This window comes from Streptomyces sp. NPDC054783 (assembly GCF_053611725.1).
Map to the genome: position 1 here is coordinate 100,044 of NZ_JBSHAY010000014.1, position 26,325 is coordinate 126,368.

Genomic DNA, 26,325 nt, shown 5'->3' on the forward strand with positions numbered 1-26,325 from the left:
CCAGGGGCTGCCAGGGGCCAGAGACTCACACTGGCCGATCCACCAGTCTACGGCGTCCGCGCCGGGCGGCTCCGGGGAGCTTCGAACGTCCGGCCAAGCTCTGCCCACCGGCGTGTCTGATGGGCTATTCGGCACATAAACAGACCTAAGTTGGTCCAGTGGAGCAACACGGAAGGCGATCCCCGAAAGACGGACCGCGACGCGGCAGGCCGCAGCCCGCGCACCTTCCACCGCAGTCCCGGGGCGGGCCCGGCGGCGAGCGCGGGCCGGGGCAGGGGACGCGGCGGCCGGGGCGGTACGGGCACGGCGGGCGGCTGGCAGGGGCCGCCACCCGCCCCATGTCGCCGGGGCCGCGGCTGCCGGGGCCCCGGCTCACCGGGCTCGGCAGCGGACTGTTCTGCACCCTCGTGATGTTCCTGCTCGGCTGCCTGGACGCGCTGCTGCTGGATGGGGCGCTGCCCATGTACGGCCTGCTGTTCGTGCCGGTGTGCGTGCTGACCGCGCTGTGGGTGCGGGCCGGGGACGTGCTGACCGCCCCCGTGGTCGTACCGATCGCATTCGCGGTGGGGATGATTCCCGTCGCCGACGGCGGCGGGGGGCTGCTCGGCAGCCTGATGGGGCTGTTCACCGGGCTCGCGACCCAGGCCGGCTGGCTGTACGGAGGGACGGTCGTCGCCGGAGTGATCGTGCTGGTACGCCGGGTGCTGTGGGTACGGCGGCGCCGGCGCCGAAGCTGAGCCGACGCCCGCGGCCGTCCCCCATCACCCGGTCATCTCTCCTGGGCGGCTCTCATCGCCGCTCCCACGATCCCCGCGTTGTTCTGCAGCTGCGCGGGCACGATCTCGGCCTTGACGCCGTCGATGAGGTGCAGGAACTTGTCGGCCTTGCGGCTGACCCCGCCGCCGATGATGAACAGCTCCGGCGAGAACAGCATCTCCACGTGCGCCAGGTACTTCTGGACGCGGTGCGCCCACTGCTCCCAGCTCAGGGCGTGGTCGTCCTTGGCCTTGCTGGAGGCCCGCCGCTCCGCGTCGTGGCCGCCCAGCTCCAGGTGGCCCAGTTCCGTGTTCGGCACGAGGACGCCGTCCACGAAGACGGCGCTGCCGATGCCGGTGCCGAAGGTGAGCAGGATGACCGTGCCCCCGCGGTCCCGGCCGGCGCCGAACTGCATCTCGGCGACGCCCGCCGCGTCCGCGTCGTTGACGACCGTCACCGGCAGGCCGCCCAGCTTGCCGCTGAACAACGCGCGCGCGTCGGTGTCGATCCAGCTCTTGTCGACGTTCGCCGCCGTACGGACCGTGGCGCCGCCGGTGACCACTCCGGGGAAGGTCAGGCCGACGGGGCCGGTCCAGCCGAAGTGGTCGATGACCTGCTTGACCCCGTCGGCCACGCCGTCTGGCGTCGCCGGGTGCGGGGTGAGCACCTTGCAGCGCTCCTTGGCCAGGTCGCCCCTGTCCAGGTCCACAGGGGCGCCCTTGATCCCGGATCCGCCGATGTCCACGCCGAAGATCTGCATGGCACCACGTTACGACGGACGACTGACAGTCACTTCTCGGAAGTGCCGGTGCCACCGCGCTCGGCGACCAGGCCGGCGGCCTCCTCGCGCAGGTCGCGGCGAAGCTCCTTGGGGAGGGAGAACGTGATGGACTCCTCGGCGGCCTTGACGATCTCCACGTCGCCGTAACCGCGCTCGGCGAGCCACTCCAGGACCTGCTCGACGAGTACCTCGGGGACGGAGGCGCCGGAGGTGACACCGACCGTCGTCACGCCCTCCAGCCAGGCCTCGTCGATCTCGTCGGCGAAGTCCACCAGGTGGGCCTCGCGGGCGCCGGCGAGCTTGGCGACCTCGACGAGCCGCTTGGAGTTGGAGGAGTTGCGCGAGCCGACGACGATGACCAGCTCGGCCTCGGCCCCCATCTGCTTCACGGCGAGCTGGCGGTTCTGCGTGGCGTAGCAGATGTCGTCGCTGGGCGGGGAGACGAGACCCGGGAACTTGGTCTTCAGGGCGTCGACGGTCTCCATGGTCTCGTCCACGGAGAGGGTGGTCTGGGACAGCCAGACGACCTTCGACGGGTCGCGGACCTCGACCTTGTCGACGTCGCCGGGGCCGTCGACGAGCTGGATGTGCTCGGGGGCCTCGCCGGAGGTGCCGATGACCTCCTCGTGGCCCTCGTGGCCGATCAGGAGGATGTCGTAGTCCTCCTTGGCGTAGCGGACGGCTTCCTTGTGGACCTTGGTGACCAGGGGGCAGGTGGCGTCGATGGTGGCGAGACGGCCCTGCTCGGCCTCCTCGTGCACGACCGGGGCGACGCCGTGCGCCGAGAACATGACGATGTTGCCCGGTGGCACCTCCTCCGTCCGCTCGACGAAGACGGCGCCCTTGTTCTCCAGGGTCTGCACGACGTACTTGTTGTGGACGATCTCGTGCCGGACGTAGATCGGGGCCCCGTACTGTTCGAGGGCCTTCTCGACGGCGATCACGGCGCGGTCCACACCGGCGCAGTAGCCCCGGGGGGCGGCGAGCAGGACACGGCGGCCAGGCGAAGCGGTCATGCGTCCCATCGTAAGGCCGAGTCCGGCGCCGCCGAGATCGCGTGTCCGGTGCCGCGCGAGCCCTGCGGCCGCTGCGGCGGCACCGCATCCGGCAGACGACCGCGAGGGCGACGGCGCTCCGCTGTCGGTGCCCCCCGTTACTCTCAACCGCATGGCTGCGAAAACCACCCCCGAAGCCCCCCTGCCCGTGGGCGAGGTCTCCCGGCTGATCGGGGGCTGGATCGATCGGCTGGGTGCGGTGTGGGTCGAGGGGCAGATCACGCAGTTGTCGCGGCGGCCGGGCGCCGGGGTCGTGTTCCTGACGCTGCGCGACCCGTCGTACGACATCTCCGTGAGCGTGACCTGCTACCGGCAGGTGTTCGACGCCGTCGCCGATGTCGTCGGGGAGGGCGCCCGGGTCGTCGTACTGGCGAAGCCGGAGTGGTACGCCCCGCGCGGGCAGCTGTCCCTTCGTGCTGCCGAGATAAGGCCCGTCGGCGTCGGTGAGCTGCTGGCCCGGCTGGAGCAGCTGAAGAAGGCGCTCGCGGCCGAGGGGCTGTTCGCGCCGGAGCGGAAGAAGCCGCTGCCCTTTCTGCCGCAGCTGATCGGCCTGGTCTGCGGTCGCGCCTCGGCCGCGGAGCGGGACGTGCTGGAGAACGCCCGCCACCGCTGGCCCGCCGTCCGCTTCGAGGTGCGCAACGTCCCTGTGCAGGGCGTGCACGCCGTCCCGCAGGTCGTACAGGCGGTGAAGGAGCTGGACGAGCTCGAGGACGTGGACGTCATCATCGTCGCCCGTGGGGGTGGCAGCGTCGAGGATCTGCTGCCCTTCTCCGACGAGCAGCTGGTGCGGGCCGTGGCCGGGTGTCGTACGCCCGTCGTGTCCGCCATCGGCCACGAGCCGGACAACCCGCTGCTGGACCACGTGGCCGACCTGCGCGCCTCCACGCCCACCGACGCGGCCAAGAAGGTCGTACCGGACGTGGGCGAGGAGTTCGAGCGGGTGCGGATGCTGCGGGACCGGGCCCGGCGCTGTGTGAACGCGTATCTGGAGCGGGAGGAGCGCGGGCTGGCGCACGCGCTGGCCCGCCCCTCGATAGAGGATCCGCACCGGATGGTCGACGAGCGCGCCGACCACGTGGCCTCCCTGGTCGAGCGGAGCCGGCGGACCCTCGGCCATCTCCTCGACCGCGCGGACTCGGAGCTGACGCACACGCACGCGCGCGTGGTGGCCCTCTCCCCCGCGGCCACGCTCAAGCGCGGGTACGCGGTGCTGCAGAAGGCGGACGGGCACGTGGTGCGCGGTCCGGACGAGGTGACGGAAGGCGAGGCGCTCCGGGCCCGCGTCGCCGACGGTGAATTCACAGTGAAGGTGGGCGAATGACCGGCAAGGTGGACGAGGCGCTGTCCTATGAGCAGGCGCGGGACGAGCTGATCGAGGTCGTGCGGCGCCTGGAGGCGGGCGGTACGACGCTCGAGGAGTCCCTGGCGCTGTGGGAGCGCGGCGAGGAGCTGGCCAAGGTGTGCCGGCGCTGGCTGGAGGGGGCGCGGGCCCGGCTGGACGCGGCGCTGGCCGAGGAGGAAGAGCACGAGGAGGAGGAAGAGGAGGGGGACGCCGGGTAGGCATCGGCCCGTGGGCTGTGAAGCGGGTCACCGCACACCGACCTTTGTTGAAGGTTGAACTTCATTGGCGTAGGGTCATCCCTGTCAGCCGATCCGGACCCCGGTCCGGTACTCGGATCACGGCGCCACCTAGGAAGTCCACGCATGTCTCTCGTTCTTGACCCCGCCGCCCAGGACCTGCTGTTCCGCGAGGCCCGCACCGCGAACACCTTCACCGACGAGCCGGTGACCGACGAGCAGCTCCAGGCGATCTACGACCTGGTCAAGTACGGCCCCACCGCCTTCAACCAGAGCCCGCTGCGCGTCACCCTGGTCCGTTCCCCCGAGGCCCGTGAGCGCCTGGTGCGGCACATGGCCGAGGGCAACCAGCCGAAGACGGCCGCCGCCCCGCTGGTCGCGATCCTCTCCGCGGACAACGAGTTCCACGAGGAGCTGCCGACCCTCTTCCCGCACTTCCCGCAGGCCAAGGACGTCTTCTTCGGCGAGCGTCCGGCCCGTGAGGACGCCGCCGCGCTGAACGCCGGCCTGCAGGCCGCCTACTTCATCATCGGCGTCCGCGCCGCGGGCCTCGCCGCCGGCCCGATGACCGGCCTCGACTTCGAGGGCGTCCGCAAGGAGTTCCTGGACGACGACCACACCCCGCTGATGGTCGTCAACATCGGCAAGCCGGGCCCGGACGCCTGGTTCCCGCGCTCGCCGCGCCTGGCGTACGAGGACGTCGTCACGACCGTCTGAGCCCCACCGGACACACGAAGAGGCCCCCGGCACCGGGGGCCTCTTTCGCATGCCATGCGTGGCTCACTGCATCTTCAGCGCCGCCACCATCTTCGCCAGCTCCGTGAAGGACGCCGTACCGGCCACCACCGTGGTGGAGCCGGGCGTGCCGTTCAGGACGAGGGCGTCGTAGCGGCCGCCGGTGTAGCGGATCCAGGTGCGGCCGTCGATCGTCTCGGTGTTCTTCGTCGCCGACGAGCCCTGGCTGGCCTGGTCGATGAAGTCGGCCCGCTTCTGCGTGGACTGCTCGATCTGTACATACTGGCTGTCCGGGGTCTGGAAGCCCAGGTGCCAGCGGTCGCCGTTCTCGCCCTGGAAGCGTACGGAGGTCGCCTTCCAGGTACTCGGCAGGCCCTCGGGAGCGGCCACCGGGTAGCTCGCCGCGCGACGGGCCGTGAGCAGTTCGACCTGGTAGTCGACCCGCTTGAGGTCGGGAGCGTGATCGTCGTGCGGGATGGTGAGGAAGTAGACGACCGCCGCCGCGATGCCGATCAGGGCCAGGGAGAGAATCATGTCCCGGGCCGTCTTCTGCTTGCCGTTCGAACCTGCCACGCCCCCTATCGTCGCAGGTGCCCCGACCGCTCATCCGTGGGGTCCCCTGCTCATTTTGTCTGCCTAACGATAGAGTCAGGGCCAACACCCTCATCCGGCCGTCGTCGTATCAGAAAGGTGCGCTCCGATGACCGAAAATCATCACCTGCCGTCCGAGCTCGATGTTCCCTCCGAGGCCCCTGACCGCAACCTCGCCCTGGAACTCGTCCGGGTGACCGAAGCCGCCGCCATGGCCGCCGGCCGCTGGGTGGGGCGCGGCGACAAGAACGGCGCCGACGGTGCCGCGGTGCGCGCCATGCGCTCCCTCGTCTCCACCGTGTCGATGAACGGCGTCGTCGTCATCGGCGAGGGCGAGAAGGACGAGGCCCCGATGCTCTTCAACGGGGAGCACGTGGGCGACGGCACCGGTCCCGAGGTCGACATCGCGGTCGACCCGATCGACGGCACCACGCTGACCGCCAAGGGCATGCCCAACGCGATCGCCGTCCTCGCGGCGGCCGAGCGGGGCGCCATGTTCGACCCGTCCGCCGTGTTCTACATGGACAAGTTGGTCACCGGCCCGGAGGCCGCCGAGTTCGTCGACATCGACGCGCCGGTGGCCGTGAACATCAAGCGGATCGCCAAGGCGAAGAAGGCCACGCCGGAGGACGTCACGGTGGTCATCCTCGACCGGCCGCGGCACGAGGGCCTGATCAAGGAGGTCCGGGATGCGGGTGCGCGCATCAAACTGATCTCCGACGGTGACGTCGCCGGTTCCGTGTACGCGCTGCGTGAGGGCACCGGTGTCGACCTGCTGCTCGGCATCGGCGGTACGCCGGAGGGCATCATCTCGGCCTGCGCCGTGAAGTGCCTGGGCGGGACGATTCAGGGCAAGCTGTGGCCCAAGGACGACGAGGAGCGTGCGCGGGCCATCGACGCCGGGCACGACCTGGACCGCGTTCTGACGACCGACGACCTGGTGTCCGGGGAGAACGTCTTCTTCGTCGCGACCGGGATCACCGACGGTGAGCTGCTGCGGGGCGTTCGGTACCGGTCGGAGACCGCGCTGACCGAGTCCATCGTGATGCGGTCGAAGTCGGGGACGGTTCGTCGCATCGACTCCGAGCACCGGCTGAGCAAGCTGCGGGCCTACAGCGCGATCGACTTCGACCGGGCCAAGTAGTGCCAAGCGCCCCCGGTGCGGCGGGGGCGCTCCCTCTTCGGTGTCCTAACCCGCTATGCGGTTGGCCGCCGTCGCCCGTGCCGCCTTCTTCAGTTCCATCTCCCGGCGGCGCCTTCGCGCCAGGACCACGCGGCGCTCCGCTGCCGTGAGGCCGCCCCAGACGCCGTACGGCTCGGGCTGCAGGAGGGCGTGTTCGCGACACTCGACCATCACCGGGCAGCGGGCGCAGACCCGCTTGGCCGCCTCCTCGCGGGACAGCCGGGCGGCGGTCGGCTCCTTCGACGGGGCGAAGAACAGGCCCGCCTCGTCGCGCCGGCACACGGCTTCGGTGTGCCAGGGAGCGTCTTGATCCCTGTCTCGCGCTGGTACCCGCTGGGCCGGAAGGGCAGCTACCTGCAGGGACGAATGCGGCGGTTGCAGCACGGGTCTACTCCTGACGACGGCTTCGCGAGCGAGAGACGATGCAGCAAGCCCTACCCGCTGTGCGCGCGCCTATGCACAGCGTTCCCAGTCGCAGGCGCATGGGCGGCTCGTTCGCGCCCCTGCCGGGGCCGCGCAGGAGGAGCGGAACCTTCCGCTCACCGGCGGATTCGCGACCGTCAACGCCCCAGGTGTTTGCGCATCTTCCGGTCGACCTTGTCCTGGACGCGCTCCAGCTTCCGGTCGACCTTGCTCTGCACCCGCTCCAGGATGTCCGCCACGAGCTTGCCGCGCCGGGGGCGCGCCTCGACGTTGCCGAGTACGGCCCAGCCGTCGACGTAGACGACCGGCGCGTCGGAATCGACCGAGTCCAGCGTGTCCACCTCGAAGTTGCCGAGGACGCCGCCTCCGGTGCCGCGCAGCGACACGTTCTCCGGGACCCGGATCTGGACGTCGCCGAAGACGGAGACGGCCTTGATCACGACCTGCTGGTACTCGAAGATCGCCTCGCTGAGGTCGATCTCGACGCTGCCGAAGACCGAGTACGCGTGGATCCGGCGACCGGCGCGCCAGCGGCCCCGGCGCACGGCGCTGCTGAAGACGGCGACAACGTTGGCGTCCGCCTCCTGCGGGATCGTGCCCGGGGCGGGGCGGGGCGGGACGGGCGTGTAGGCGCCGGCGGCGGGGCCCTGGTGTGCGGCGGGCAGGTCCCGGATGAAGACCTCCAGCTCGCCCACCGTCTTGGCGGCGAGGACGCCCTCGACCCGCTCGGCATGCTCGTCGGCGGTCAGCCGGCCCTCGGCCAGGGCCTCACGGAGAATCTCGGCGATGCGGTCACGGTCGGCGTCCGAGGCACGCAGCTCGGCGACAGGTGCGTCGGTGTGCTTCTGAAGGTCCACGGCAACAGCGTACCGAAACGCGATAGATCGCGACTAGGGGTGTGGACAACCCCTGCGTGTCCCGGTCACGGAACCGTGGCTTCCATCACTGCGTGCAACTGGGCGTGCAACTGGCGCGCCTGCTCGACTTACCGGATATTGATCAACCTGATTCTCCGTGTCCTGCCGTTCTGGCTCCGCGAACCGCTGCTCATCGGCGTCTCCCTGCTCTTCGCCGGCCTCGGCCTCCACTGGTTCGCCGTCGCCGGAGGGTGGCAAAGAGCCGTCGTCGGCCTCGCGTTCCTCGCCCTCGCGGTCTCCCGGGCGTTCATCCTGCGTCGCACGTGGAGATCCCGCCCGAGAGCCGGCCCGGCCGCCTGAGCCCCACCTCACACCTACTGAGCCCTACCTCACAGGTTCGCTGTCAGCGGCAGGTTCTAGGCTGGTGAGGCCCGCCAGCGTCGGCGGGCAGACGTCCGTCAGAGTGAGGAATGGGCTGAGATGCCTGAGTTCGCGTACACCGATCTGCTCCCCCAGGGAGAGGACACCACCCCGTACCGGCTGGTGACGTCCGAGGGCGTCTCCACCGTCGAGGGCCCGGACGGGCGGACGTTCCTCAAGGTGGAGCCGGAGGCGCTGCGCAAGCTGGCCGAGGAGGCCATCCACGACATCCAGCACTACCTGCGCCCTGCCCACCTCGCCCAGCTGCGCCGGATCATCGACGACCCGGAGGCGTCGAGCAACGACAAGTTCGTCGCCCTGGACCTGCTGAAGAACGCGAACATCGCGGCGGCGGGCGTACTCCCGATGTGCCAGGACACCGGCACGGCGATCGTCATGGGCAAGCGCGGGCAGAACGTCCTGACGGAGGGCGGCGACGAGGCGGCACTGAGCCACGGCATCTACGACGCCTACACCAAGCTCAACCTGCGCTACTCGCAGATGGCTCCGCTCACCATGTGGGAGGAGAAGAACACCGGATCCAACCTCCCGGCCCAGATCGAGCTGTACGCCACCGACGGCGGCGCCTACAAGTTCCTGTTCATGGCCAAGGGCGGCGGCTCGGCCAACAAGTCCTTCCTCTACCAGGAGACGAAGGCCGTCCTGAACGAGGCCTCCATGATGAAGTTCCTGGAGGAGAAGATCCGTTCGCTCGGTACGGCCGCCTGCCCGCCGTACCACCTGGCGATCGTCGTCGGCGGCACGAGCGCCGAGTACGCGCTGAAGACCGCGAAGTACGCCTCCGCGCACTACCTGGACGAGATCCCGGCCGAGGGATCGGAGCTGGGTCACGGCTTCCGGGACAAGGAGCTGGAGCAGAAGGTCTTCGAACTGACCCAGAAGATCGGCATCGGCGCGCAGTTCGGCGGCAAGTACTTCTGCCACGACGTCCGCGTGGTCCGCCTCCCCCGGCACGGCGCGTCCTGCCCGGTCGCCATCGCCGTCTCCTGCTCGGCCGACCGCCAGGCCGTCGCGAAGATCACCGCCGAGGGCGTCTTCCTGGAGCAACTGGAGACCGATCCGGCGCGCTTCCTGCCGGAGACGACGGACGAGCACCTGGACGAGTCCTCCGACGTGGTCAGGATCGACCTCAACCAGCCGATGGACACGATCCTCGCCGAGCTGACCAAGTACCCGGTCAAGACCCGCCTCTCCCTGACCGGCCCCCTGGTCGTGGCCCGCGACATCGCGCACGCCAAGATCAAGGAGCGGCTGGACGCGGGCGAGGAGATGCCGCAGTACCTGAAGGACCACCCCGTGTACTACGCGGGCCCGGCGAAGACCCCCGAGGGCTACGCCTCCGGCTCCTTCGGCCCGACGACGGCCGGCCGCATGGACTCCTACGTGGAGCAGTTCCAGGCCGCGGGCGGCTCCAAGGTGATGCTGGCCAAGGGCAACCGCAGCAAGCAGGTCACCGACGCGTGTGACGCGCACGGCGGCTTCTACCTCGGCTCCATCGGCGGCCCGGCCGCCCGTCTCGCCCAGGACTGCATCAAGAAGGTCGAGGTCCTGGAGTACGAGGAGCTGGGCATGGAGGCCGTCTGGAAGATCGAGGTCGAGGACTTCCCGGCGTTCATCGTCGTGGACGACAAGGGCAACGACTTCTTCACTTCACGGGAACCCGAGCAGCCGACGTTCACCAGCATCCCGGTGCGGGGTCCCGGCCTGGCCTGAGCGATCCCGTAAGCGCCTCGCAGACCCCTCGGCGTCGCCGGGGGGTCTGCTGCTGTCCGTGGGTGGCGCTACGAGCCCCCGCTCCAGTGGCCTGAAGCGCACCCTTGACCCCAGCACGGCAGCATCGGAAGGGTACGTGCGTAGAAGTCCGTGCAATCCGCGTAGCCCGGGAGGCTGCTGTGTCGCTACGGTTCATCGCCAAGGACCCGAACACGGACGGGGCGAACTGCCCCACGGTGTGGGTTGACGAGGAGAAGCAAGAGATCGTGTTGCAGGGTTGGACGGTGGATGAGGCAACGCGCGCCGAGTGCCTGAAGACCGGCCCCATCCCCGACAGTGAGACCGTCGTCCGGCTGCCTATGCGTATGGTCGCCGCCATCAGGGAGGCTTGCAGTGCCGCAGACGGCCCCACCGTTCAGTGAGCTGCTGGCGAACTGCCAGCGATCCGCCGTGCATCTGGAGATGCGCGACTTCTACGACGACCCCGACGAAGCTCCGCGCGTGGCCGCGTGGAAGGCCGGGCATCGGCCGGACCCGAACGACCGAGCGTCCTGGTGGCGTCCCTGGCTCGACATGGTGTCCGAGGCGGTCTCCCGTGGCGTCGTCATCCGCCGCGCCCGGATCGTCTCCGAGCCGGTGAGCGAGTACACCCGCTACCTCTACGACGGCACGTTCACCAACATCGCCGCCGGTGAGCAGATCCGTTGGCTTCCCCGCCGGAACGCGTCGGATCTGGCACTCCCTGGCAATGACTTCTGGTGCTTCGATGACCGGCTGGTGAGGTTCGGCTACTTCTCCGGTGAGGGCGTGTACCTCGGCGACGAAGTGGACGACCGAGCCGAGGTGGTCAAGCTGTGCGCCTCGGCGTTCGAAGCCGTCTGGGACCGGGCCCTCCCACACGACCGCTACAGGATCTGAGAACGCACAGCACCAATGGCCCGTTCCCCTTCGTCCAGCGTCCAGGCGGCCCGCGAGGCGCTTGCAGCACGCCTGCGGGACATTCGCCTAGACGCTGGCCTGAAGGCCCGTGAGGTGGCCATACGGGCCGGTTGGCATCCCTCCAAGGCAAGTCGGCTGGAGAACGCCGTAACGCCCCCCTCGGACGCGGATATCCGCGACTGGTGCCGCATCTGCGGAGCCGACGACCAAGCGGCCGACCTGATCGCCGCATCTCGCTCGGCGGAGTCGATGTACGTCGAATGGCGACGGCTCCAGCGCACCGGACTACGCCGACTCCAGGAGTCGTACGTACCGCTCTTCGAGCGCACCCGAACCTTCCGGATCTACTGCTCCAACGTGGTGCCCGGTCTGCTCCAGACACCCGCGTACGCAACCGCGCTGCTGACTGAGATCACCGACTTCCGGCAAACGCCCAACGACGTCACGGAGGCCGTGGCCGCCCGCATGGATCGGGCGCGTGTTCTCCGCGAAGGAGATCACCGATTCGCCATCCTCGTTGAAGAAGCCGTCTTGCGGTACTGCATCGGCGACGCCGGAGTCATGGCCGGGCAACTGGGCCATCTGCTGTCGATCATGTCCTTGCCGGCCATCTCCCTCGGAGTCGTGCCGTTTAGCGCCTCCCGGCACATGTGGCCGCTGGAAACCTTCTCGATCTACGACAGCGCGCAAGCTCAGGTAGAGCTGCTGACAGCGGCTGTGAATGTGACAGCGCCATCGGAGATCGACCAGTACGCGAGAGCTTTCGAACGACTGTCGGAAGCGGCGGTCTACGGGGCCACGGCACGAACCTTGATCGCGAAGGCCATCCAGGCACTCGGCTAACTCGCGTGCAATTTCGTAGAACTTCGTAGAGCCCCGATGTGGCCCATTCCTAACGTGGTCTGCACGACCAGAGGAGGGGCGAGCGATCACGGCGAGCGACGCAAGAGCCCGGCTGTCTGAGGCGTTCGACGTGTTCGGCAGCAACGGCATGCTGTTGGTGTTCCACGACTCGGATGATCCGTTGGGAACGACGGCTGAAGGGGCGGACGCTCCGCCTCATTCGGGAGTGGCCCGTACGAGCCTGCGGGAACGGGTCGCCGAGGCCGATGCTCGGAGCCGTGGCGAAATCCTCTGATGGCGCGCACCGACCCGCGCCGCCCCAGAAGGATCACTCAGAATCTGTGGTCGCACGGGGAGTACTGCGGAACGTGTGCCGGACACCGTGAAATCTGGTGCCCCATCTGCTTCGGCTTCGAGGGTTGCTCGGGCTGCAACAACCCGGCGGAAGGCGCTTCGCCCTACGTGTGCCGGCGGTCAGCTCCTGCCCAACGTCTGTTGATCATTTCTCGCTGCTCTCCGCCCCCGTCGGGTCTGACCCGATCCCCTATCCCCCACGGCTCGGAATCCCGGCGGGGGCGGGCAACACCCCGTTCCGCATACAGCGGGACGGTTCAAGAGGCACCATCCCAACTGGAGGCAACCAGATGCGCAAGCAGTGGCTCACAGCCGAGGACCCCGGCAACCCCCAGGACGACAGCGACAGCGGCAACAAGCACGGCGGCGGCGGGTCCGACGAGGGCGGCAACACGAACGACGGCCAGGGACCGGCGGACGGCCGCTGAATGACCGAGCAGCAAGGAACGGACGCCGGCCCCGAGCGGCTGGCGTCCGCGCTGATGGAGAAGGGCGCCCTGACGTCTGACTGGCTTCCCGCCTTCAAGCGGGCGCCGCGCCACCTGTTCGTACCGGATGTGATCTGGCCGGGTACTGCGGGCGGCAACCGGCAGAAGAGCCAGATCATCCGCTCCGAGGACTCTCGGGCGTGGTGGGACGCCGTTTACACGGACGCGCCGATCACGACGCAATGGGATGACGGCGCGTACACCGGACCCGACAAGGGCAGGATCCCGACCTCTTCAAACTCCATGCCCACCATGGTCTTCTCGATGCTCGACGCCCTGAGCGTTCACGAAAATCACCGGGTCTTGGAGATCGGGACGGGTACCGGCTGGAACGCCGCGCTGCTGTCGCACCGCGTAGGCCCTGAGAACGTCGTCACGGTCGAGGTGGACGAAGCCACAGCGTCGCATGCCCGGAAGCGGCTTCGGGACGCGGGATTCGTGCCGTGGGCCGTGGTCGGCGACGGAGCAGCCGGATTCGCGCTGGAGGCCCCGTACGACCGGGTGATTGCGACGTGCTCGATCGGCCAGGTCCCCCATGCCTGGATCGAGCAGACGAAACCGGGCGGCGTGATCGTGGTCCCCTGGGGGCCTACGTACGGCGGAGAAGCTGTCGTACGGCTCACGGTGAAGTCGGGCGGGGCAGCGTCGGGGAAGTTCATCGGGTCCTCGGCGTTCATGCGGCTTCGTGACCAGCGCACGGAGCGCAAGCACGTTCGCGAGTACCTGAACGGCCAGCCGTGGCCCGCCGATGGCGTCAAGTCGACCACGACGCTCTCCCCGGATGACGTGGGCGACTGGCACGTCATGTTCGCCATCGGCGTGCAGGTGGCCGACGCGTTCCCGTGGATGGAGACGTACAGGGACGGCTCTTACACGCTGTGGCTTCGGGACACGACGGTAACTTCGTGGGCGACGGTCGACTTCGAGACGGACCGGACAGAGTTCGAGGTCGTTCAGTCGGGGCCCCGGAAGCTGTGGGATGAAGTCGAAAAGGCGTACCAGTGGTGGGACGGCCAGGGCCGCCCCGGCTTCGACCGGTTCGGGCTAACGGTGAGCCCCGAGGGCGAGACGGTTTGGCTTGATGAGCCGGGGAATCTAGTTCCGTCGGTTCTCGGCTGAAACGAAAAAAACGGGGCACCCGGCAGACGCCGGGTGCCCTTGTGTTTTGGAGAACCTTTTTCTTAGCTGGCAGCAGCCTTAACGATCTGGACAGAAGAGGATTCAGCCACGCCGACACCAGCCACACGCATGGTGAGCTTGAAGCCCACCTGATCCGAGTCGAACCGTGCGTCCTCGGACACCTTCACCTCTGAGCGTTTCGCCGCACGCCGACGAAGAGCCGCGACGCGTCGGCGACCACAACCGTCCTAGTCCCCGGTCCCGGTTGCCGTACCAGGGGACTCGCCCCCTGGTACGGCACAGTCGCGCCGTCGCTCACTCAGCGTAACGAAGGGGAACAACCCCGCGCGCCCGATCGCTATAACTGCCATGAGCGACAGCGACTACCGCATCGAGCACGACTCCATGGGCGAGGTCCGCGTCCCCGCCACCGCCAAGTGGCGCGCCCAGACCCAGCGTGCCGTCGAGAACTTCCCCGTCTCGGGCCGGCGCCTGGAGCGCGCCCACATCGAAGCCCTGGCCCGGATCAAGGGCGCCGCCGCCAAGGTGAACGCACAGCTCGGCGTGCTCGACAAGGAGATCGCCGAAGCGATCCAGGAGGCGGCCGCCGAAGTCGCGCAGGGACAGTGGGACGAGCACTTCCCCGTCGACGTCTTCCAGACCGGTTCCGGCACCTCGTCCAACATGAACACCAACGAGGTCATCGCCACCCTCGCCAGTGAGCGGCTCGGCCGGGACGTGCACCCGAACGACCACGTCAACGCCTCCCAGTCCTCCAACGACGTCTTCCCCTCCTCCATCCACATCGCCGCCACCGCCGCCGTCACCCACGACCTGGTCCCCGCCCTCGAGCACCTCGCCGCCTCCCTGACCCGCAAGTCGGAGGAGTTCGCCGACGTCGTGAAGTCCGGGCGGACCCACCTCATGGACGCCACCCCCGTGACGCTCGGCCAGGAGTTCGGCGGATACGCCGCCCAGATCCGTTACGGCGTCGAGCGGCTCGAGGCCTCCCTCCCCCGCCTCTCCGAACTCCCCCTCGGCGGCACCGCCGTCGGCACCGGCATCAACACCCCGCCCGGCTTCTCCGCCGCCGTCATCCAGGAGGTCGCCCGGACCACCGGGCTGCCGCTCACCGAGGCCCGCGACCACTTCGAGGCACAGGGCGCCCGGGACGGGATCGTGGAGACCAGCGGGCAGCTGCGGACCATCGCGGTCGGGCTGACGAAGATCGCCAACGACCTGCGCTGGATGTCCTCCGGGCCGCGCACCGGGCTCGCCGAGATCCGGCTGCCCGACCTGCAGCCGGGGTCGTCCATCATGCCGGGCAAGGTCAACCCGGTGATCCCCGAAGCCGTACTCATGGTGGCCGCCCAGGTCACCGGCAACGACGCCACCATCGCCACCGCCGGCGCCTCCGGCAACTTCGAGCTGAACGTCATGCTGCCGGTCATCGCCAAGAACGTGCTCGAATCCATCCGGCTGCTCGCCAACGTCTCCCGGCTGCTGGCCGACCGGACGATCGACGGCATCACCGCCGACCGTGAACGGGCCCGCGAGTACGCCGAGTCGTCCCCCTCCGTGGTCACCCCGCTCAACAAGTACATCGGCTACGAGGAGGCCGCGAAGGTCGCCAAGAAGTCCCTCGCGGAGCGCAGGACGATCCGGCAAGTCGTGCTGGAGAGCGGATACATCGAGCGCGGCGACCTGACCCTGGAGCAGCTCGACGAGGCCCTGGACGTCCTGCGGATGACACGTCCGTAACCGCGAACGAACCTTTTCGGCCACCGCCGGAACCGTGACGTGCACCGCAGCGTCGTATGCCCACGGCACCTAATATCTGTCCATGACGGACGACGGAGCGACGGCACACGTGGACACGGCGGACACGGCGGACACGGCGCACCCGGCGGGCCAGGGACCCGCGACCCACTGGACTCCCGGCACCCAGATCCTGTGGCGCTACCGGGAGAACGCCGGCGCACACATCCACATCGCCCGGCCCGTCACCGTCGTACGCGACGACGCCGACCTGCTCGCCGTGTGGATGGCCCCCCGCACCGAGTGCGTGAAGCCGGTCCTCGCCGACGGCACGCCCGTGCACCTGGAGCCGCTCCAGTCCCGCTACACCAAGCCGCGCTCGGTGCAGCGGGACCACTGGTTCGGCACGGGCGTGCTGAAGCTGGCCCAGCCCGGCCGGCCCTGGTCGGTGTGGCTGTTCTGGGAGCCGGGCTGGCGGTTCAAGAACTGGTACGTCAACCTCGAGCAGCCCCTGGCCCGTTGGGCCGGCGGGGTGGACTCCGAGGACTACTTCCTGGACATCTCCGTGCACCCCGACCGCAGCTGGCACTGGCGCGACGAGGACGAGTTCGCGCAGGCCCAGCGGGACGGGCTGATGGACACGGCCACCGCCGAACGGGTCCGGGCGGCCGGACGGGACGCGGTCGAGGTCATCGAGGCCTGGGGGGCGCCGTTCTCGGACGGCTGGCAGCACTGGCGCCCGGATCCCTCCTGGGCGGTACCTTCTCTCCCCGAGGACTGGGACCGTACGCCCGCGCACGTGTCCTCATGAGACCCTTGATGCGCCCCCGGGCAGGAAACGTAGGATCGTCGTCCGCAAGGGCGCACAAGTGCAACTCCGGGAGCATGCGCTGGGCTTGACCGAACGTCACCGAGGGGCGGCAGCACGTGAGCGAGGGGCACCAGGGCACAGGAACCACCTCTGACCACGCGGGAATTCCGTTCCTGGGGCACGTATTGCGGGTATCGGGACTTCTGCGGGAGCAACTGCGCGCCCGGCGCGCAGTGCCGTACGGATGGATGCGACACGCGTGACGGAGCAGCCCACCTCCTTCGAGCGCCCCCAGGGCGCCGACCCCGCGGAGGGCCGCGGGGCGCTCCTGCGTACCCCGAAGTCTGTCGCCGATCCGGCCTTACCGGCGCAGGCCCGGGCGGAGGGAGCGCCCTGCGGACCGGGCACAGCCAATCCCTGTGGCCAGGGAAAGGACGGCAGGGGGACGCAATCCCCGGTCGGCAAGGGGAAGGAGCCCCCAGTCAACGGCCCCGAGCACTCCCAGCCCGCGACCACCGAGCCCGGCGCACACCGCCCGCGGCCCGCGCCCGAGGCCATTCCGCCGCGACCGGCGTCGGAGGCCGTCCCGCCGCGCCCCGGGCCGGAGGCCATCCCGCCGCAGCCCGGCGCCGAGCAGGAGCGGACGGCGGACCGTGTCCCGGGCGGCCAGGAGCGCCGTACCGGGCGCGGTGTGCCGCCGGGCCGGCCGATGCCGATGCGGCGCGACGGCGACCGGCTGAGATTCGTGGGCGCGGCCACCCGGCGGATCGCGCGCGGCCTCGATCTGGACGAGATCGTGATGGGCCTGTGCCGGGCGACCGTGCCGACGTTCTCGGACGCGATCCTGGTCTATCTGCGCGACCCGCTGCCGGTCGGTGACGAGCGGCCCACCGGTCCGGTGGTGCTGCGGCTGCGCCGTACCGACCGGATTCCGGAGGACCGGGACACCGACGGTGTGCTGCTGGCCCCGGCCTTCGACCCCGAGCCGGAGCCGAGCGCGCTGGCAGAGCTGTCCTCGCTGACCACCGAACTGTGCGAGGTGCGCCCCGGCGGCGCGCTGAACGAGGTGCTGCGCGGGGTGCGGCCGGTGTTCGCCGACGCGCCCGCCGCCCGGGCCGCGCTGCCCGAGCTGCTCGGCGACTGCGCCGAGACGGTCGTACCGTCCGGGCAGCACGCGATCCTCGCGCCGCTGCGCGGCCGGCGCCGGGTGATCGGCGCGGCGCTGTTCCTGCGCCGCCCGGAGCGGCTGGCGTTCGAGGCCGACGACCTGCTGGTGGCGGCCCAGCTGGCCACGCACAGCGCGCTCGGCATCGACAAGGCGGTGCTGTACGGCCGCGAGGCGTACATCGCCGACGAGTTGCAGCGCACCATGCTGCCGGAGACCCTGCCCCGCCCGACGGGTGTGCGGCTGGCGTCGCGGTATCTGCCGGCCGCGGAGACCGCGCGGGTCGGCGGTGACTGGTACGACGCGATTCCGCTGCCCGGCAGCCGGGTCGCGCTCGTGGTCGGTGACGTCATGGGGCACTCCATGACCTCGGCGGCGATCATGGGCCAGCTGCGCACCACCGCGCAGACCCTGGCCGGGCTCGATCTGCCGCCGCAGGAGGTGCTGCACCACCTGGACGAGCAGGCGCAGCGGCTCGGCACCGACCGCATGGCGACCTGCCTGTACGCCGTCTACGACCCGGTGACGCACCGCATCACCATCGCCAACGCCGGCCATCCGCCGCCCGTGCTGCTGCACCTGGGCGGCCGGGCCGAGGTGCTGCGGGTGCCGCCGGGCGCGCCGATCGGCGTCGGAGGTGTCGACTTCGAGGCCGTCGAGCTGGACGCGCCCGCCGGAGCCACGCTGCTCCTCTACACCGACGGGCTGGTGGAGTCCCGGCTGCGGGACGTGTGGACCGGCATAGAGCAGCTGCGGGAGAAGCTCGCCGCGACCGCCCAGTTGACCGGGCCGGACCATCCGCCGCCGCTGGAAGCCCTGTGCGACGAGGTGCTGGACATGCTCGGGCCGGGCGACCGGGACGACGACATCGCGCTGCTCGCGGCCCGCTTCGACGGGATCGCGCCGAGCGATGTCGCGTACTGGCGGCTGGAGCCGGAGGAGACGGCCCCCGGCCAGGCCCGCCGGCTGGCCCGGCGCGCACTCGCCCGCTGGGACATGGAGGACCTGACGGACTCGGTCGAGCTGCTGGTCAGCGAGGTCGTGACGAACGCCGTGCGGTACGCGTCCCGGCCGGTGACGCTGCGGCTGCTGCGCACCGACGTACTGCGCTGCGAGGTCGGCGACGACGTGCCCCAGCTGCCGCGCCTTCGCCAGGCCCGGGCGACGGACGAGGGCGGGCGCGGCCTGTACCTGGTCAACAGGCTGGCCCGGCGCTGGGGCGCGACCCGGCTGAGCACGGGCAAGGTGGTGTGGTTCGAACTGAACCGGGGCTGAGCGAGCCGTACGTGCGCGAAGGGCGCCCGGGGAGTCCCCGGGCGCCCTTCGTGTGCGCTCCTACTGGCCGAAGTTCCCCTGGCCGAAGTTCCCGCCGCCGCCCGGGTCGATCGGGTCCTGCGTGATCTGGCCCGTCGGCGTCTGCGTCGGCGTCTGCGTGGGGGTCTGCGTCGGCGTCTGCGTGGGGGTCTGGGTCGGCGTCTGCGTCGGCGTCCTGGACGCAGGCGCGGAGCTGCTCGGCGCCTTGCTGGTCGGCGTGTGCGACGGCGTCTGCGACGGGCTCTGACTGTAGGTCGGGGTGTCCGTCGGCTGGACGGCCGCGCCCTGGGTGGTGTCGAGGTCGAACGTGGCCCTGTCCGTCACACCGAAGGTGTACGCCGCCCAGATCTGCGCCGGGTAGCCGCCGCCGTTGATGCGGCCGGGCGAATCGATCAGGCCGGTCGCGCCCGTCAGGGACACATGGCGGCCGGTCCCCTTCTGCTCGCCGAACAGGCCGACGGACGTGACCAGGTCGGGCGTGTAGCCGGTGAACCAGGCGGACTTGTCCTCGTCGGAGGTACCGGTCTTGCCGGCCACCTGCTGGCCGTCGCGCAGCGGGTTGGCCGCCACGTGCTCCTTCGCCGTACCGTCGTCGACCACGCCGGTCAGCACGGAGGTCACTGTGTCGGCAGCGGTCCGGCTGATCACCTGGCCGCCGACCGGGTTGGGGATCTGGACCGTACGGCTGCTCTTCTCTGCCGACTTGAGGATGCTCGGTGTCACCTTGCTGCCGTGATTGTCGAGCGTGGCGTAGATGCCGGCCATCTCCAGCGGGCTCGCGCCCATGGAGCCGAGCGTCTGCGCGGGCACCGCCTGCATGCCCGTGGTGTCCATGCCCAGCTCCTTGGCCGTGGCCATGACCTTGCCCATGCCCACGTCCATGCCCATCTGGGCGAACACGGAGTTGACGGAGTTGTTCATCGCCTGCTGGACGGTGATGGGGCCGTAGTCGTGGTGGTCCTCGTTCGGCGGGCCGAAGCCCACCTTGCTGCCGTGGTCCACGACCTGGCGGCCGCTGGTGCCGTCGTAGACCGTGTTGGCGGCGATGGGCTTGTCTTCCTGCGTGGTGGAGCTGTTCTGGAGCGCGGCGGCGAGGATGACCGGCTTGAACGTCGAGGCGGGCTGGTAGTCCCGGCGGGTGGCGTTGTTGACGTAGTGCTGGAAGTAGTCCTTGCCGCCGTACATCGCGACGATCCTGCCGGTCTTCGGGTCCACCGAGACCGCGCCGGCCTGGACCGCGCCGTCGACCTTGCGTTTCTTCGCGTCCAGCTTGCCGGTCAGCTCGGACTTGACCGCCTGTTCCAGCTTGGCCTGCTTCTTCTTGTCGATGTTCAGCGTGATGGTCCAGCCGCGGTCGACGACCTCGGCCTCCGCCTGGGAGCGGCTGATGTTCTCCTGCTCCATCAACTGCTGTTCGAGCTGCTGGTTGGCGAGGTCGATCAGATAGCCCTTCTGGCCCGCCTGACTCGGCGTCGCCTTGGGCTCCTTGGGATACGGAAACTTCATGGCCTGCCGCTCGGCCGGTTCCAGCCAGTGCTGCTTGACCATGTTGTCCAGGACGTAGTTCCAGCGGGCCTGCACCAGCTTCTTGCCCGTGGGGGTCGCGACGGCCCAGTCGTACTGGCTCGGCGCCTGGAGGAGCGCGGCGAGGTAGGCGCCCTGCTGGACCGTCAGCTTCTCGGCGTCGGTGCGGTAGTAGGCCTGGGCGGCCGCCTGGATGCCGTAGGCGCCGCGGCCGTAGTAGCTGGTGTTGATGTAGCCGGCGAGGATCTTTTCCTTGGACAGCTTCTGGTCGACCTTCAAGGAGATGACCATCTCCTTGAGCTTGCGGCTGACGGTCTGGTTCTGGGTGAGGTAGTAGTTCTTGACGTACTGCTGGGTGATCGTGGAGCCGCCCTGGGCGCCTCGACCCATCGCCGTGTTGTACAGACCGCGGGCCAGGCCCCTGAGGTCGATGCCGGAGTCCGTGTAGAAGCTCTTGTTCTCGGCGGCGACGAAGGTGTGCTGGACGGCCTTGGGCACCCTGGACAGGTCCACGCTCTCGCGGTTGGTCTTGCCGACGCGGGCCAGGAGCGTGCCGTCGCTGTACTTGTAGACGTTGCTCTCCTGCTGGGCGAGGGCGTTGCCCTGGGGGATGTCCACCAACATGTAGAGGGCTACGAAGCCGCCGATGCCGAGCAGGCACAGGCCGAGGAACGTGCCGAGGACCTTCTTCCAGGTGAAGAGCCGGCGTATGAAGCTCTTCGCGGGCTTGCCGCCGGCCGGTGCACCCGCCGTGGGGGCGGAGCGGCGGCGCCTGGGCGCCGCGCGGTGGCCACCGCGCTGTCGCGCTCGTCTCTCTTCCGCGCGTCCCATTGGTTCCTTCGCTCCGCTTCCGTCTCGGGGTCAGCTCCGAAAGCTAACACCCGTCTATATGACAAAGGTCGTCCGATCCGCTCTTTTACGGACGTGACAATCAGCACCTGTTCCAAGGGAACCGACGGGTCTGGAGGTCGCGGGGTTGCTTCCGTGCACAAAAGTGTTATCACTTAGCTAGACAGAAGATAGGCAATACCTGAACGGGGCCACCATGACCGCCAACGACTCCACTCCCGACGCGCTCGACGTACCCGAGATGCCCGCGCCACAGGTACGGGAGTTCACCGCGCACAGCATCGGCGGCGGGCTCGCGCTGCTGCTCGGCCTGCTCGGGCTCGGTGCCACCGCCGCGCTGCTCGCCGGCGCCTCGACCGTCTCCGCCGGCGGCGCCAAGGCCGGGCTCGTCGTCGCCGGGATCGTCGTCTTCCTCGCCGCGATGATCTCGCTGCGCGGGCTGAACACCGTCGCCCCCGGCGAGGCCCGGGTCGTCCAGCTCTTCGGGCGCTACCGGGGCACGATCCGGCAGGACGGCCTGCGCTGGGTGAACCCCTTCACCTCGCGGACCAGGATCTCCACCCGGGTGCGCAACCACGAGACCGCCGTCCTGAAGGTCAACGACGCCTACGGCAACCCGATCGAGCTGGCGGCGGTCGTGGTGTGGAAGGTCCAGGACACCGCGCAGGCCACGTTCGAGGTGGACGACTTCGTGGAGTTCGTCGCCACGCAGACCGAGACGGCCGTACGGCACATCGCGATCGAGTACCCCTACGACGCCCACGACGAGGACGGCCTCTCGCTGCGCGGCAACGCCGAGGAGATCACCGAGAAGCTGGCCGTGGAGCTTCAGATGCGGGTGGAGGCGGCCGGAGTTCGGATCGTCGAGTCGCGCTTCACCCATCTCGCGTACGCTCCCGAGATCGCCTCGGCGATGCTCCAGCGGCAGCAGGCCGGTGCGGTCGTGGCCGCGCGGCGGCAGATCGTGGACGGCGCGGTCGGGATGGTCGAGGCGGCGCTCGGCCGGATCGCGGAGGCGGACATCGTGGAACTGGACGAGGAGCGCAAGGCGGCGATGGTGTCCAACCTGATGGTGGTGCTCTGCGGCGACCGGGCCCCGCAGCCCGTCCTCAACACCGGGACGCTCTACCAGTGACGGACTCTTCGGAGACTCCGAAGCGACGGCCGCAGCAGCGCAAGCAGGTCCTGCTGCGGCTGGACCCGTCGGTGTACGAGGCGATCGCGCGGTGGGCCGGGGAGGACCTGCGGTCGGCCAACGCGCAGATCGAGTTCCTGCTGCGCAGGGCGCTGGCGGAGGCGGGACGGCTGCCGAAGGAAACCGGCCCCATGCCGCGCAGAGGCAGGCCACCTGTTTCGGAACCGTGACAATCGACTCCCACCTGCACGGCCGTACACCGCGCCATGATCTCCCCACTCCGCGTATACATCCGGCGTATACACCGTGTGTAGAGTGCTGTGCATGTCCATCGGTCACACTCTCCTGGGGCTCCTGGAGTCCGGCCCGCGGCACGGTTACGACCTGAAGCGGGCCTTCGACGAGAAGTTCGGTCACGACCGGCCGCTGCACTACGGCCAGGTCTACTCCACGATGTCCCGGCTGCTGAAGCACGGCCTCGTGGAAGTCGACGGGATAGAGGCGGGCGGCGGCCCCGAGCGCAAGCGGTACGCCATCACCGACGCCGGCATCACCGACGTCCAGCGCTGGCTCGCCACGCCGGAGAAGCCCGAGGAGTACCTGCAGTCGACCCTGTACACCAAGGTCGTCCTCGCCCTCCTCACGCACCGCGACGCCTCCCTCATCCTCGACACCCAGCGCGCCGAGCACCTGCGCAGCATGCGGATCCTGACCGACCGCAAGCGCAAGGGCGACCTAGCCGACCAGCTGATCTGCGACCACGCGCTGTTCCATCTGGAGGCCGACCTGCGCTGGCTGGAACTGACCGCGGCGCGCCTCGACAAGCTCCGTGAGGCGGTGGCCAAGTGACTCCTCCCCCCGGCTCCCTGCTCGCCGCCGAGAACCTGCACAAGGCCTACGGCCCCACGGTCGCGCTCGACGGCGCCGAGTTCTCCATCCACCCCGGCGAGGTCGTCGCCGTGATGGGCCCCTCCGGCTCCGGCAAGTCGACGCTGCTGCACTGCCTCGCCGGCATCGTGCCGCCCGACTCCGGGTCCATCATCTACAACGGCCGCGAACTGGCCGGCATGAGCGACGCCGAACGCAGCGCGCTGCGCCGCTCCGAGTTCGGGTTCGTCTTCCAGTTCGGCCAGCTGGTGCCCGAGTTGACCTGCGTGGAGAACGTGGCGCTGCCGCTCAGGCTGAACGGCACCTCCCGCAAGCAGGCCGAGCGGGCCGCGCTCGCCTGGATGGAACGCCTGGAGGTGGACGACCTCAAGGACAAGCGGCCCGGCGAGGTCTCCGGCGGCCAGGGACAGCGCGTCGCGGTGGCGCGGGCGCTGGTCACCGAGCCCCGGGTGGTGTTCGCCGACGAGCCGACCGGCGCGCTCGACTCCCTCAACGGCGAGCGCGTGATGGAGCTGCTGACCGACGCGGCCCGCACGGCCAACGCGGCCGTCGTCCTGGTCACGCACGAACCCCGGGTGGCCGCCTACTCCGACCGCGAGATCGTCGTACGCGACGGCAGGTCCCGGGACATGGAGCGCGCCATATGAATGCTGGTCAATGGGGCCGGGACCTCGGCATGGGGGTCCGGTTCGCCTTCACCGGCGGGCGCGAGGGCTGGGTGCGGATGCTGCTGACCGCGGTCGGCGTCGGGCTCGGCGTGGCGCTGCTGCTGCTGACGACCGCGATCCCGAGCGCGCTGGCGGTACGGCACGACCGCGACCAGGCCCGCCTGGACTACACCTACGGCCCGCACCGGCCGAAGGCCGCGAACACCCTGCTGATCTCCGACGCCGACACGTCGTACCACGGCAAGGACGTCCGCGGCCGGCTGGTGGAACCGGAGGGGCCGCGGGCACCGATCGCACCGGGCCTGTCGAAATATCCGGCGGCCGGGGACATGGTCGTCTCCCCCATGCTGAAGAGGCTGCTCGACTCCGCCGACGGGAAGCTGCTGCGCGAGCGGCTGCCGTACCGGATCGTCGGGACGATCGGCGAGCCCGGGCTCATCGGCTCGCACGAACTCGCCTACTACGCCGGTGCGAAGGGCCTGGCCCCGCGCATCAACGGCTGGCGCACGGCCCGAATCACCCACTTCGGGCCACCGAAGAAATCACCGGCGGACCAGACCGACCCCGTGCTGATCCTGCTGGTGCTGGTCGTCTTCGTGGTGCTGCTGATGCCGGTCGCCGTGTTCATCGCCGCCGCCGTGCGGTTCGGCGGCGAACGGCGCGACCGCAGACTGGCCGCGCTGCGGCTGGTGGGCTCCGACAGCCGGATGACCCGGCGGATCGCGGCGGGCGAGGCGCTCGCCGGATCGCTGGTCGGGCTGGTCTTCGGCACCGGCTTCTTCCTGCTCGGCCGGCAGCTCGCGGCCTCGGTCGAGATCATGGACATCAGCGTGTTCCCCAGCTATCTCAACCCCTCCCCGGCGCTGGCCGCCCTGGTCGCGGTCGCCGTTCCGGCGGCGGCGGTGCTGGTCACGCTGTTCGCGCTGCGCAGGGTGGTCATCGAGCCGCTGGGCGTGGTCCGTACGGCCAGGCCCGCGCGCCGCCGGCTGTGGTGGCGGCTGCTGCTGCCGCTGGGCGGTCTGGCGATGCTCGCCCCGATGATCGGACAGGGCCGCAGCAACGGCACCTTCAACGAGTACCTGGTGATCGGCGGCGTCCTGCTGCTGCTCGTCGGCGTGACCACGCTGCTGCCGTGGGCCGTCGAGGCGGTCGTGGCCCGGCTCGGGCGCGGCGGGGTGGCCTGGCAACTGGCGGTACGGCGACTGCAGTTGAGCAGCGGTTCGGCGGCCCGCATGGTGAACGGCATCGCGGTCGCGGTGGCCGGGGCCATCGCGCTGCAGATGCTGTTCGCGGGCGTGCAAAGCGACTACACCAAGGTCACCGGGCAGAACACCGACCGGGTGCAGATGCAGGTCAACCTGTCGCGAGGCGTTCCCTTCCTCCCGGCCGCCGAGAAGTTCGCCACCACCAAGGGCGTACGGAAGGCCACGACGCTGGGCAGCACCGAACTGGGGGACCGGCGCTGGACCCCGGGCGACGGGCCGGAGAACACCGTCGGCCTCACGGTCGGCACCTGCGCCTCGCTGCGGGAGATGGCCGACCTGCCGAGCTGCCGCGACGGTGACGTCTTCGCGGTGACGGGCGGGGACCTGGACTCCGACGTGACGAAGCTGGCCCGGCCCGGCCGCACTCTCCACGTCGACACGAGCGACGGCACCGGCGGCGGCCCGGACGTCGTGTGGACCGTGCCGGGCCGGCTGAAGCACGGCCGGGCGCTGACCGGTCCGGCCGGGTACAAGGAGAGCGGTGTGCTGATGACACCGGCCGCCGCGTCCCGGCCGATGAGCACGGCGCTGACCGGAGCGGTGTACCTCTCGCTGGACGAGTCGCTGCCGGACGTGCACGAGTACGTCCGCAACACGGCCGCGCGGATCGACCCGATCGCGGACGCGATGGTGTGGTCGTCCACCGAGCGGTCGACTCAGTTCAACTCGATCCGCACCGGTACGTTCGCCGGCGCCGTCTGTGTGCTGGCGCTGATCGGGGCGAGCCTGCTGGTGTCCCAGCTGGAGCAGTTGCGCGAGCGGCGCAAGCTGCTGTCGTCGCTGGTCGCCTTCGGTACCCGGCGGCGCACCCTGAGCATGTCGGTGCTGTGGCAGACGGCGATCCCCATCGCCCTGGGCCTGCTGCTCGCCTCGGCCGTCGGGCTGACGCTGGGCGCGGTGCTGCTGAAGATGGTGGGCGCGACGGTGGGCGTGGACTGGCCGAGCGTGCTGTCGATGACCGGCGTCGGCGCGGCGGTGGTCGTGACGGTGACGCTGCTGAGCCTGCCGCCGCTGCTGCGGCTGATGCGGCCGGAGGGGTTGCGGACGGAGTAGGAGCGCGGTCGGCCGTGGGCCCCCGGAGGGGCCCACGGC

The 26,325-nt window shown here is 69.9% G+C and carries 25 protein-coding genes; 19 read left to right on the top strand and 6 right to left on the bottom strand.

Annotation, left to right across the window (positions count from 1 at the left end):
- Positions 1-338 precede the first annotated feature (338 nt).
- The gene (locus tag ACWGJ5_RS24365) at positions 339-737 is read left to right on the top strand and encodes a DUF6542 domain-containing protein (protein ID WP_453311782.1); all 399 of its coding nucleotides are present in this window, start codon (positions 339-341) and stop codon (positions 735-737) included.
- A 32-nt stretch (positions 738-769) separates the two neighbouring features.
- On the opposite strand, the gene ppgK is transcribed toward ACWGJ5_RS24365, so the two are convergent.
- Both ppgK and ACWGJ5_RS24375 read right to left on the bottom strand, forming a co-directional pair.
- Positions 770-1,516: a polyphosphate--glucose phosphotransferase gene (gene ppgK / locus ACWGJ5_RS24370; RefSeq protein WP_453311783.1), complete on the bottom strand. Its 747-nt coding sequence runs from the start codon at positions 1,514-1,516 to the stop codon at positions 770-772.
- A gap of 29 nt (positions 1,517-1,545) precedes the next feature.
- A complete protein-coding gene (locus ACWGJ5_RS24375) occupies positions 1,546-2,553 on the bottom strand; it encodes a 4-hydroxy-3-methylbut-2-enyl diphosphate reductase (RefSeq protein ID WP_453311784.1) in 1,008 nt (335 codons plus the stop codon).
- A 151-nt stretch (positions 2,554-2,704) separates the two neighbouring features.
- Here ACWGJ5_RS24375 and xseA point away from each other — a divergent pair, with 151 nt between their 5' ends.
- From xseA to ACWGJ5_RS24390, 3 genes are all read left to right on the top strand, one after another.
- On the top strand, positions 2,705-3,913 hold the full coding sequence (gene xseA / locus ACWGJ5_RS24380; protein WP_453311785.1) for an exodeoxyribonuclease VII large subunit: 1,209 nt from the start codon (positions 2,705-2,707) through the stop codon (positions 3,911-3,913).
- On the top strand, positions 3,910-4,152 hold the full coding sequence (locus tag ACWGJ5_RS24385; protein WP_453311786.1) for an exodeoxyribonuclease VII small subunit: 243 nt from the start codon (positions 3,910-3,912) through the stop codon (positions 4,150-4,152). The genes xseA and ACWGJ5_RS24385 overlap by 4 nt, the downstream gene beginning before the upstream one ends.
- Positions 4,153-4,296: 144 nt before the next feature.
- Positions 4,297-4,887 (top strand): malonic semialdehyde reductase, encoded by a 591-nt coding sequence (locus ACWGJ5_RS24390; RefSeq protein ID WP_453311787.1) that lies wholly within the window; start codon positions 4,297-4,299, stop codon positions 4,885-4,887.
- A 63-nt stretch (positions 4,888-4,950) separates the two neighbouring features.
- Here ACWGJ5_RS24390 and ACWGJ5_RS24395 read toward each other — a convergent pair whose 3' ends face one another.
- The gene (locus ACWGJ5_RS24395; RefSeq protein ID WP_453311788.1) at positions 4,951-5,478 is read right to left on the bottom strand and encodes a DUF4245 domain-containing protein; all 528 of its coding nucleotides are present in this window, start codon (positions 5,476-5,478) and stop codon (positions 4,951-4,953) included.
- A 127-nt stretch (positions 5,479-5,605) separates the two neighbouring features.
- Between ACWGJ5_RS24395 and glpX the strand changes: the two genes are divergently transcribed.
- Positions 5,606-6,640 (top strand): class II fructose-bisphosphatase, encoded by a 1,035-nt coding sequence (gene glpX, locus ACWGJ5_RS24400; RefSeq protein WP_228625933.1) that lies wholly within the window; start codon positions 5,606-5,608, stop codon positions 6,638-6,640.
- 45 nt (positions 6,641-6,685) lie between these two features.
- Here the strand turns inward: glpX and ACWGJ5_RS24405 are convergent, their stop codons facing one another.
- On the bottom strand, positions 6,686-7,063 hold the full coding sequence (locus ACWGJ5_RS24405) for a WhiB family transcriptional regulator (RefSeq protein ID WP_228625931.1): 378 nt from the start codon (positions 7,061-7,063) through the stop codon (positions 6,686-6,688).
- A 176-nt stretch (positions 7,064-7,239) separates the two neighbouring features.
- Entirely contained in the window at positions 7,240-7,959 is a 720-nt protein-coding gene (locus tag ACWGJ5_RS24410; protein ID WP_453311789.1) for a DUF1707 SHOCT-like domain-containing protein, read from the bottom strand.
- 75 nt (positions 7,960-8,034) lie between these two features.
- Here ACWGJ5_RS24410 and ACWGJ5_RS24415 point away from each other — a divergent pair, with 75 nt between their 5' ends.
- The 9 genes from ACWGJ5_RS24415 (at position 8,035) to ACWGJ5_RS24455 (ending at position 18,865) form a co-directional block, all read left to right on the top strand.
- Complete coding sequence (locus ACWGJ5_RS24415) at positions 8,035-8,319, top strand: hypothetical protein (protein WP_453311790.1); 285 nt, start codon at positions 8,035-8,037, stop codon at positions 8,317-8,319.
- Positions 8,320-8,439: 120 nt separating this feature from the next.
- The gene (locus tag ACWGJ5_RS24420; protein WP_453311791.1) at positions 8,440-10,113 is read left to right on the top strand and encodes a fumarate hydratase; all 1,674 of its coding nucleotides are present in this window, start codon (positions 8,440-8,442) and stop codon (positions 10,111-10,113) included.
- A 393-nt stretch (positions 10,114-10,506) separates the two neighbouring features.
- Positions 10,507-11,031, top strand: coding sequence for a DUF6879 family protein (locus tag ACWGJ5_RS24425; RefSeq protein ID WP_453311792.1), 525 nt, complete (start codon positions 10,507-10,509; stop codon positions 11,029-11,031).
- Positions 11,032-11,046: 15 nt separating this feature from the next.
- Positions 11,047-11,895, top strand: a complete 849-nt coding sequence (locus ACWGJ5_RS24430; RefSeq protein ID WP_453311793.1) for a helix-turn-helix domain-containing protein — start codon at positions 11,047-11,049, stop codon at positions 11,893-11,895.
- A gap of 644 nt (positions 11,896-12,539) precedes the next feature.
- Positions 12,540-12,677, top strand: coding sequence for a hypothetical protein (locus ACWGJ5_RS24435; RefSeq protein WP_199814055.1), 138 nt, complete (start codon positions 12,540-12,542; stop codon positions 12,675-12,677).
- The gene (locus ACWGJ5_RS24440) at positions 12,678-13,856 is read left to right on the top strand and encodes a methyltransferase domain-containing protein (RefSeq protein WP_453311794.1); all 1,179 of its coding nucleotides are present in this window, start codon (positions 12,678-12,680) and stop codon (positions 13,854-13,856) included.
- Positions 13,857-14,225: 369 nt separating this feature from the next.
- A complete protein-coding gene (locus tag ACWGJ5_RS24445) occupies positions 14,226-15,617 on the top strand; it encodes a class II fumarate hydratase (protein ID WP_453311795.1) in 1,392 nt (463 codons plus the stop codon).
- Between the two features lie 76 nt (positions 15,618-15,693).
- Positions 15,694-16,425 carry a cytidylyl-2-hydroxypropylphosphonate hydrolase gene (fomD, locus tag ACWGJ5_RS24450; RefSeq protein WP_453311901.1) on the top strand — a complete coding sequence of 244 codons (732 nt, stop codon included), beginning with the start codon at positions 15,694-15,696 and terminating at the stop codon, positions 16,423-16,425.
- Between the two features lie 244 nt (positions 16,426-16,669).
- Positions 16,670-18,865: a SpoIIE family protein phosphatase gene (locus ACWGJ5_RS24455; RefSeq protein ID WP_453311796.1), complete on the top strand. Its 2,196-nt coding sequence runs from the start codon at positions 16,670-16,672 to the stop codon at positions 18,863-18,865.
- Positions 18,866-18,925: 60 nt separating this feature from the next.
- On the opposite strand, the gene ACWGJ5_RS24460 is transcribed toward ACWGJ5_RS24455, so the two are convergent.
- Positions 18,926-21,259 carry a transglycosylase domain-containing protein gene (locus ACWGJ5_RS24460; protein WP_453311797.1) on the bottom strand — a complete coding sequence of 778 codons (2,334 nt, stop codon included), beginning with the start codon at positions 21,257-21,259 and terminating at the stop codon, positions 18,926-18,928.
- 214 nt (positions 21,260-21,473) lie between these two features.
- Here ACWGJ5_RS24460 and ACWGJ5_RS24465 point away from each other — a divergent pair, with 214 nt between their 5' ends.
- The 5 genes from ACWGJ5_RS24465 (at position 21,474) to ACWGJ5_RS24485 (ending at position 26,286) form a co-directional block, all read left to right on the top strand.
- Positions 21,474-22,412 carry an SPFH domain-containing protein gene (locus ACWGJ5_RS24465; RefSeq protein WP_453311798.1) on the top strand — a complete coding sequence of 313 codons (939 nt, stop codon included), beginning with the start codon at positions 21,474-21,476 and terminating at the stop codon, positions 22,410-22,412.
- Positions 22,409-22,642, top strand: a complete 234-nt coding sequence (locus ACWGJ5_RS24470; protein WP_453311799.1) for a hypothetical protein — start codon at positions 22,409-22,411, stop codon at positions 22,640-22,642. The genes ACWGJ5_RS24465 and ACWGJ5_RS24470 overlap by 4 nt, the downstream gene beginning before the upstream one ends.
- 94 nt (positions 22,643-22,736) lie before the next feature.
- On the top strand, positions 22,737-23,261 hold the full coding sequence (locus tag ACWGJ5_RS24475; protein WP_228625912.1) for a PadR family transcriptional regulator: 525 nt from the start codon (positions 22,737-22,739) through the stop codon (positions 23,259-23,261).
- Positions 23,258-23,947, top strand: coding sequence for an ABC transporter ATP-binding protein (locus tag ACWGJ5_RS24480; RefSeq protein ID WP_453311800.1), 690 nt, complete (start codon positions 23,258-23,260; stop codon positions 23,945-23,947). Before ACWGJ5_RS24475 ends, ACWGJ5_RS24480 begins: the two co-directional genes overlap by 4 nt.
- Positions 23,944-26,286 (top strand): ABC transporter permease, encoded by a 2,343-nt coding sequence (locus ACWGJ5_RS24485; protein WP_453311801.1) that lies wholly within the window; start codon positions 23,944-23,946, stop codon positions 26,284-26,286. The genes ACWGJ5_RS24480 and ACWGJ5_RS24485 overlap by 4 nt, the downstream gene beginning before the upstream one ends.
- The last annotated feature ends 39 nt before the right edge of the window (positions 26,287-26,325 follow it).

Excerpts from the sequence above, each read along its gene's own strand:
- ACWGJ5_RS24460 (WP_453311797.1), bottom strand. The coding sequence starts at position 21,259 with ATGGGACGCGCGGAAGAGAGACGAGCGCGACAGCGCGGTGGCCACCGC.
- xseA (WP_453311785.1), top strand. The coding sequence starts at position 2,705 with ATGGCTGCGAAAACCACCCCCGAAGCCCCCCTGCCCGTGGGCGAGGTC.
- ACWGJ5_RS24435 (WP_199814055.1), top strand. The coding sequence starts at position 12,540 with ATGCGCAAGCAGTGGCTCACAGCCGAGGACCCCGGCAACCCCCAGGAC.
- ppgK (WP_453311783.1), bottom strand. The coding sequence starts at position 1,516 with ATGCAGATCTTCGGCGTGGACATCGGCGGATCCGGGATCAAGGGCGCC.
- ACWGJ5_RS24420 (WP_453311791.1), top strand. The coding sequence starts at position 8,440 with ATGCCTGAGTTCGCGTACACCGATCTGCTCCCCCAGGGAGAGGACACC.
- ACWGJ5_RS24455 (WP_453311796.1), top strand. The coding sequence starts at position 16,670 with ATGGATGCGACACGCGTGACGGAGCAGCCCACCTCCTTCGAGCGCCCC.
- ACWGJ5_RS24430 (WP_453311793.1), top strand. The coding sequence starts at position 11,047 with ATGGCCCGTTCCCCTTCGTCCAGCGTCCAGGCGGCCCGCGAGGCGCTT.
- ACWGJ5_RS24440 (WP_453311794.1), top strand. The coding sequence starts at position 12,678 with ATGACCGAGCAGCAAGGAACGGACGCCGGCCCCGAGCGGCTGGCGTCC.
- ACWGJ5_RS24475 (WP_228625912.1), top strand. The coding sequence starts at position 22,737 with ATGTCCATCGGTCACACTCTCCTGGGGCTCCTGGAGTCCGGCCCGCGG.
- ACWGJ5_RS24375 (WP_453311784.1), bottom strand. The coding sequence starts at position 2,553 with ATGACCGCTTCGCCTGGCCGCCGTGTCCTGCTCGCCGCCCCCCGGGGC.
- glpX (WP_228625933.1), top strand. The coding sequence starts at position 5,606 with ATGACCGAAAATCATCACCTGCCGTCCGAGCTCGATGTTCCCTCCGAG.
- ACWGJ5_RS24445 (WP_453311795.1), top strand. The coding sequence starts at position 14,226 with ATGAGCGACAGCGACTACCGCATCGAGCACGACTCCATGGGCGAGGTC.
- ACWGJ5_RS24365 (WP_453311782.1), top strand. The coding sequence starts at position 339 with ATGTCGCCGGGGCCGCGGCTGCCGGGGCCCCGGCTCACCGGGCTCGGC.
- ACWGJ5_RS24390 (WP_453311787.1), top strand. The coding sequence starts at position 4,297 with ATGTCTCTCGTTCTTGACCCCGCCGCCCAGGACCTGCTGTTCCGCGAG.
- ACWGJ5_RS24485 (WP_453311801.1), top strand. The coding sequence starts at position 23,944 with ATGAATGCTGGTCAATGGGGCCGGGACCTCGGCATGGGGGTCCGGTTC.
- ACWGJ5_RS24465 (WP_453311798.1), top strand. The coding sequence starts at position 21,474 with ATGACCGCCAACGACTCCACTCCCGACGCGCTCGACGTACCCGAGATG.
- ACWGJ5_RS24385 (WP_453311786.1), top strand. The coding sequence starts at position 3,910 with ATGACCGGCAAGGTGGACGAGGCGCTGTCCTATGAGCAGGCGCGGGAC.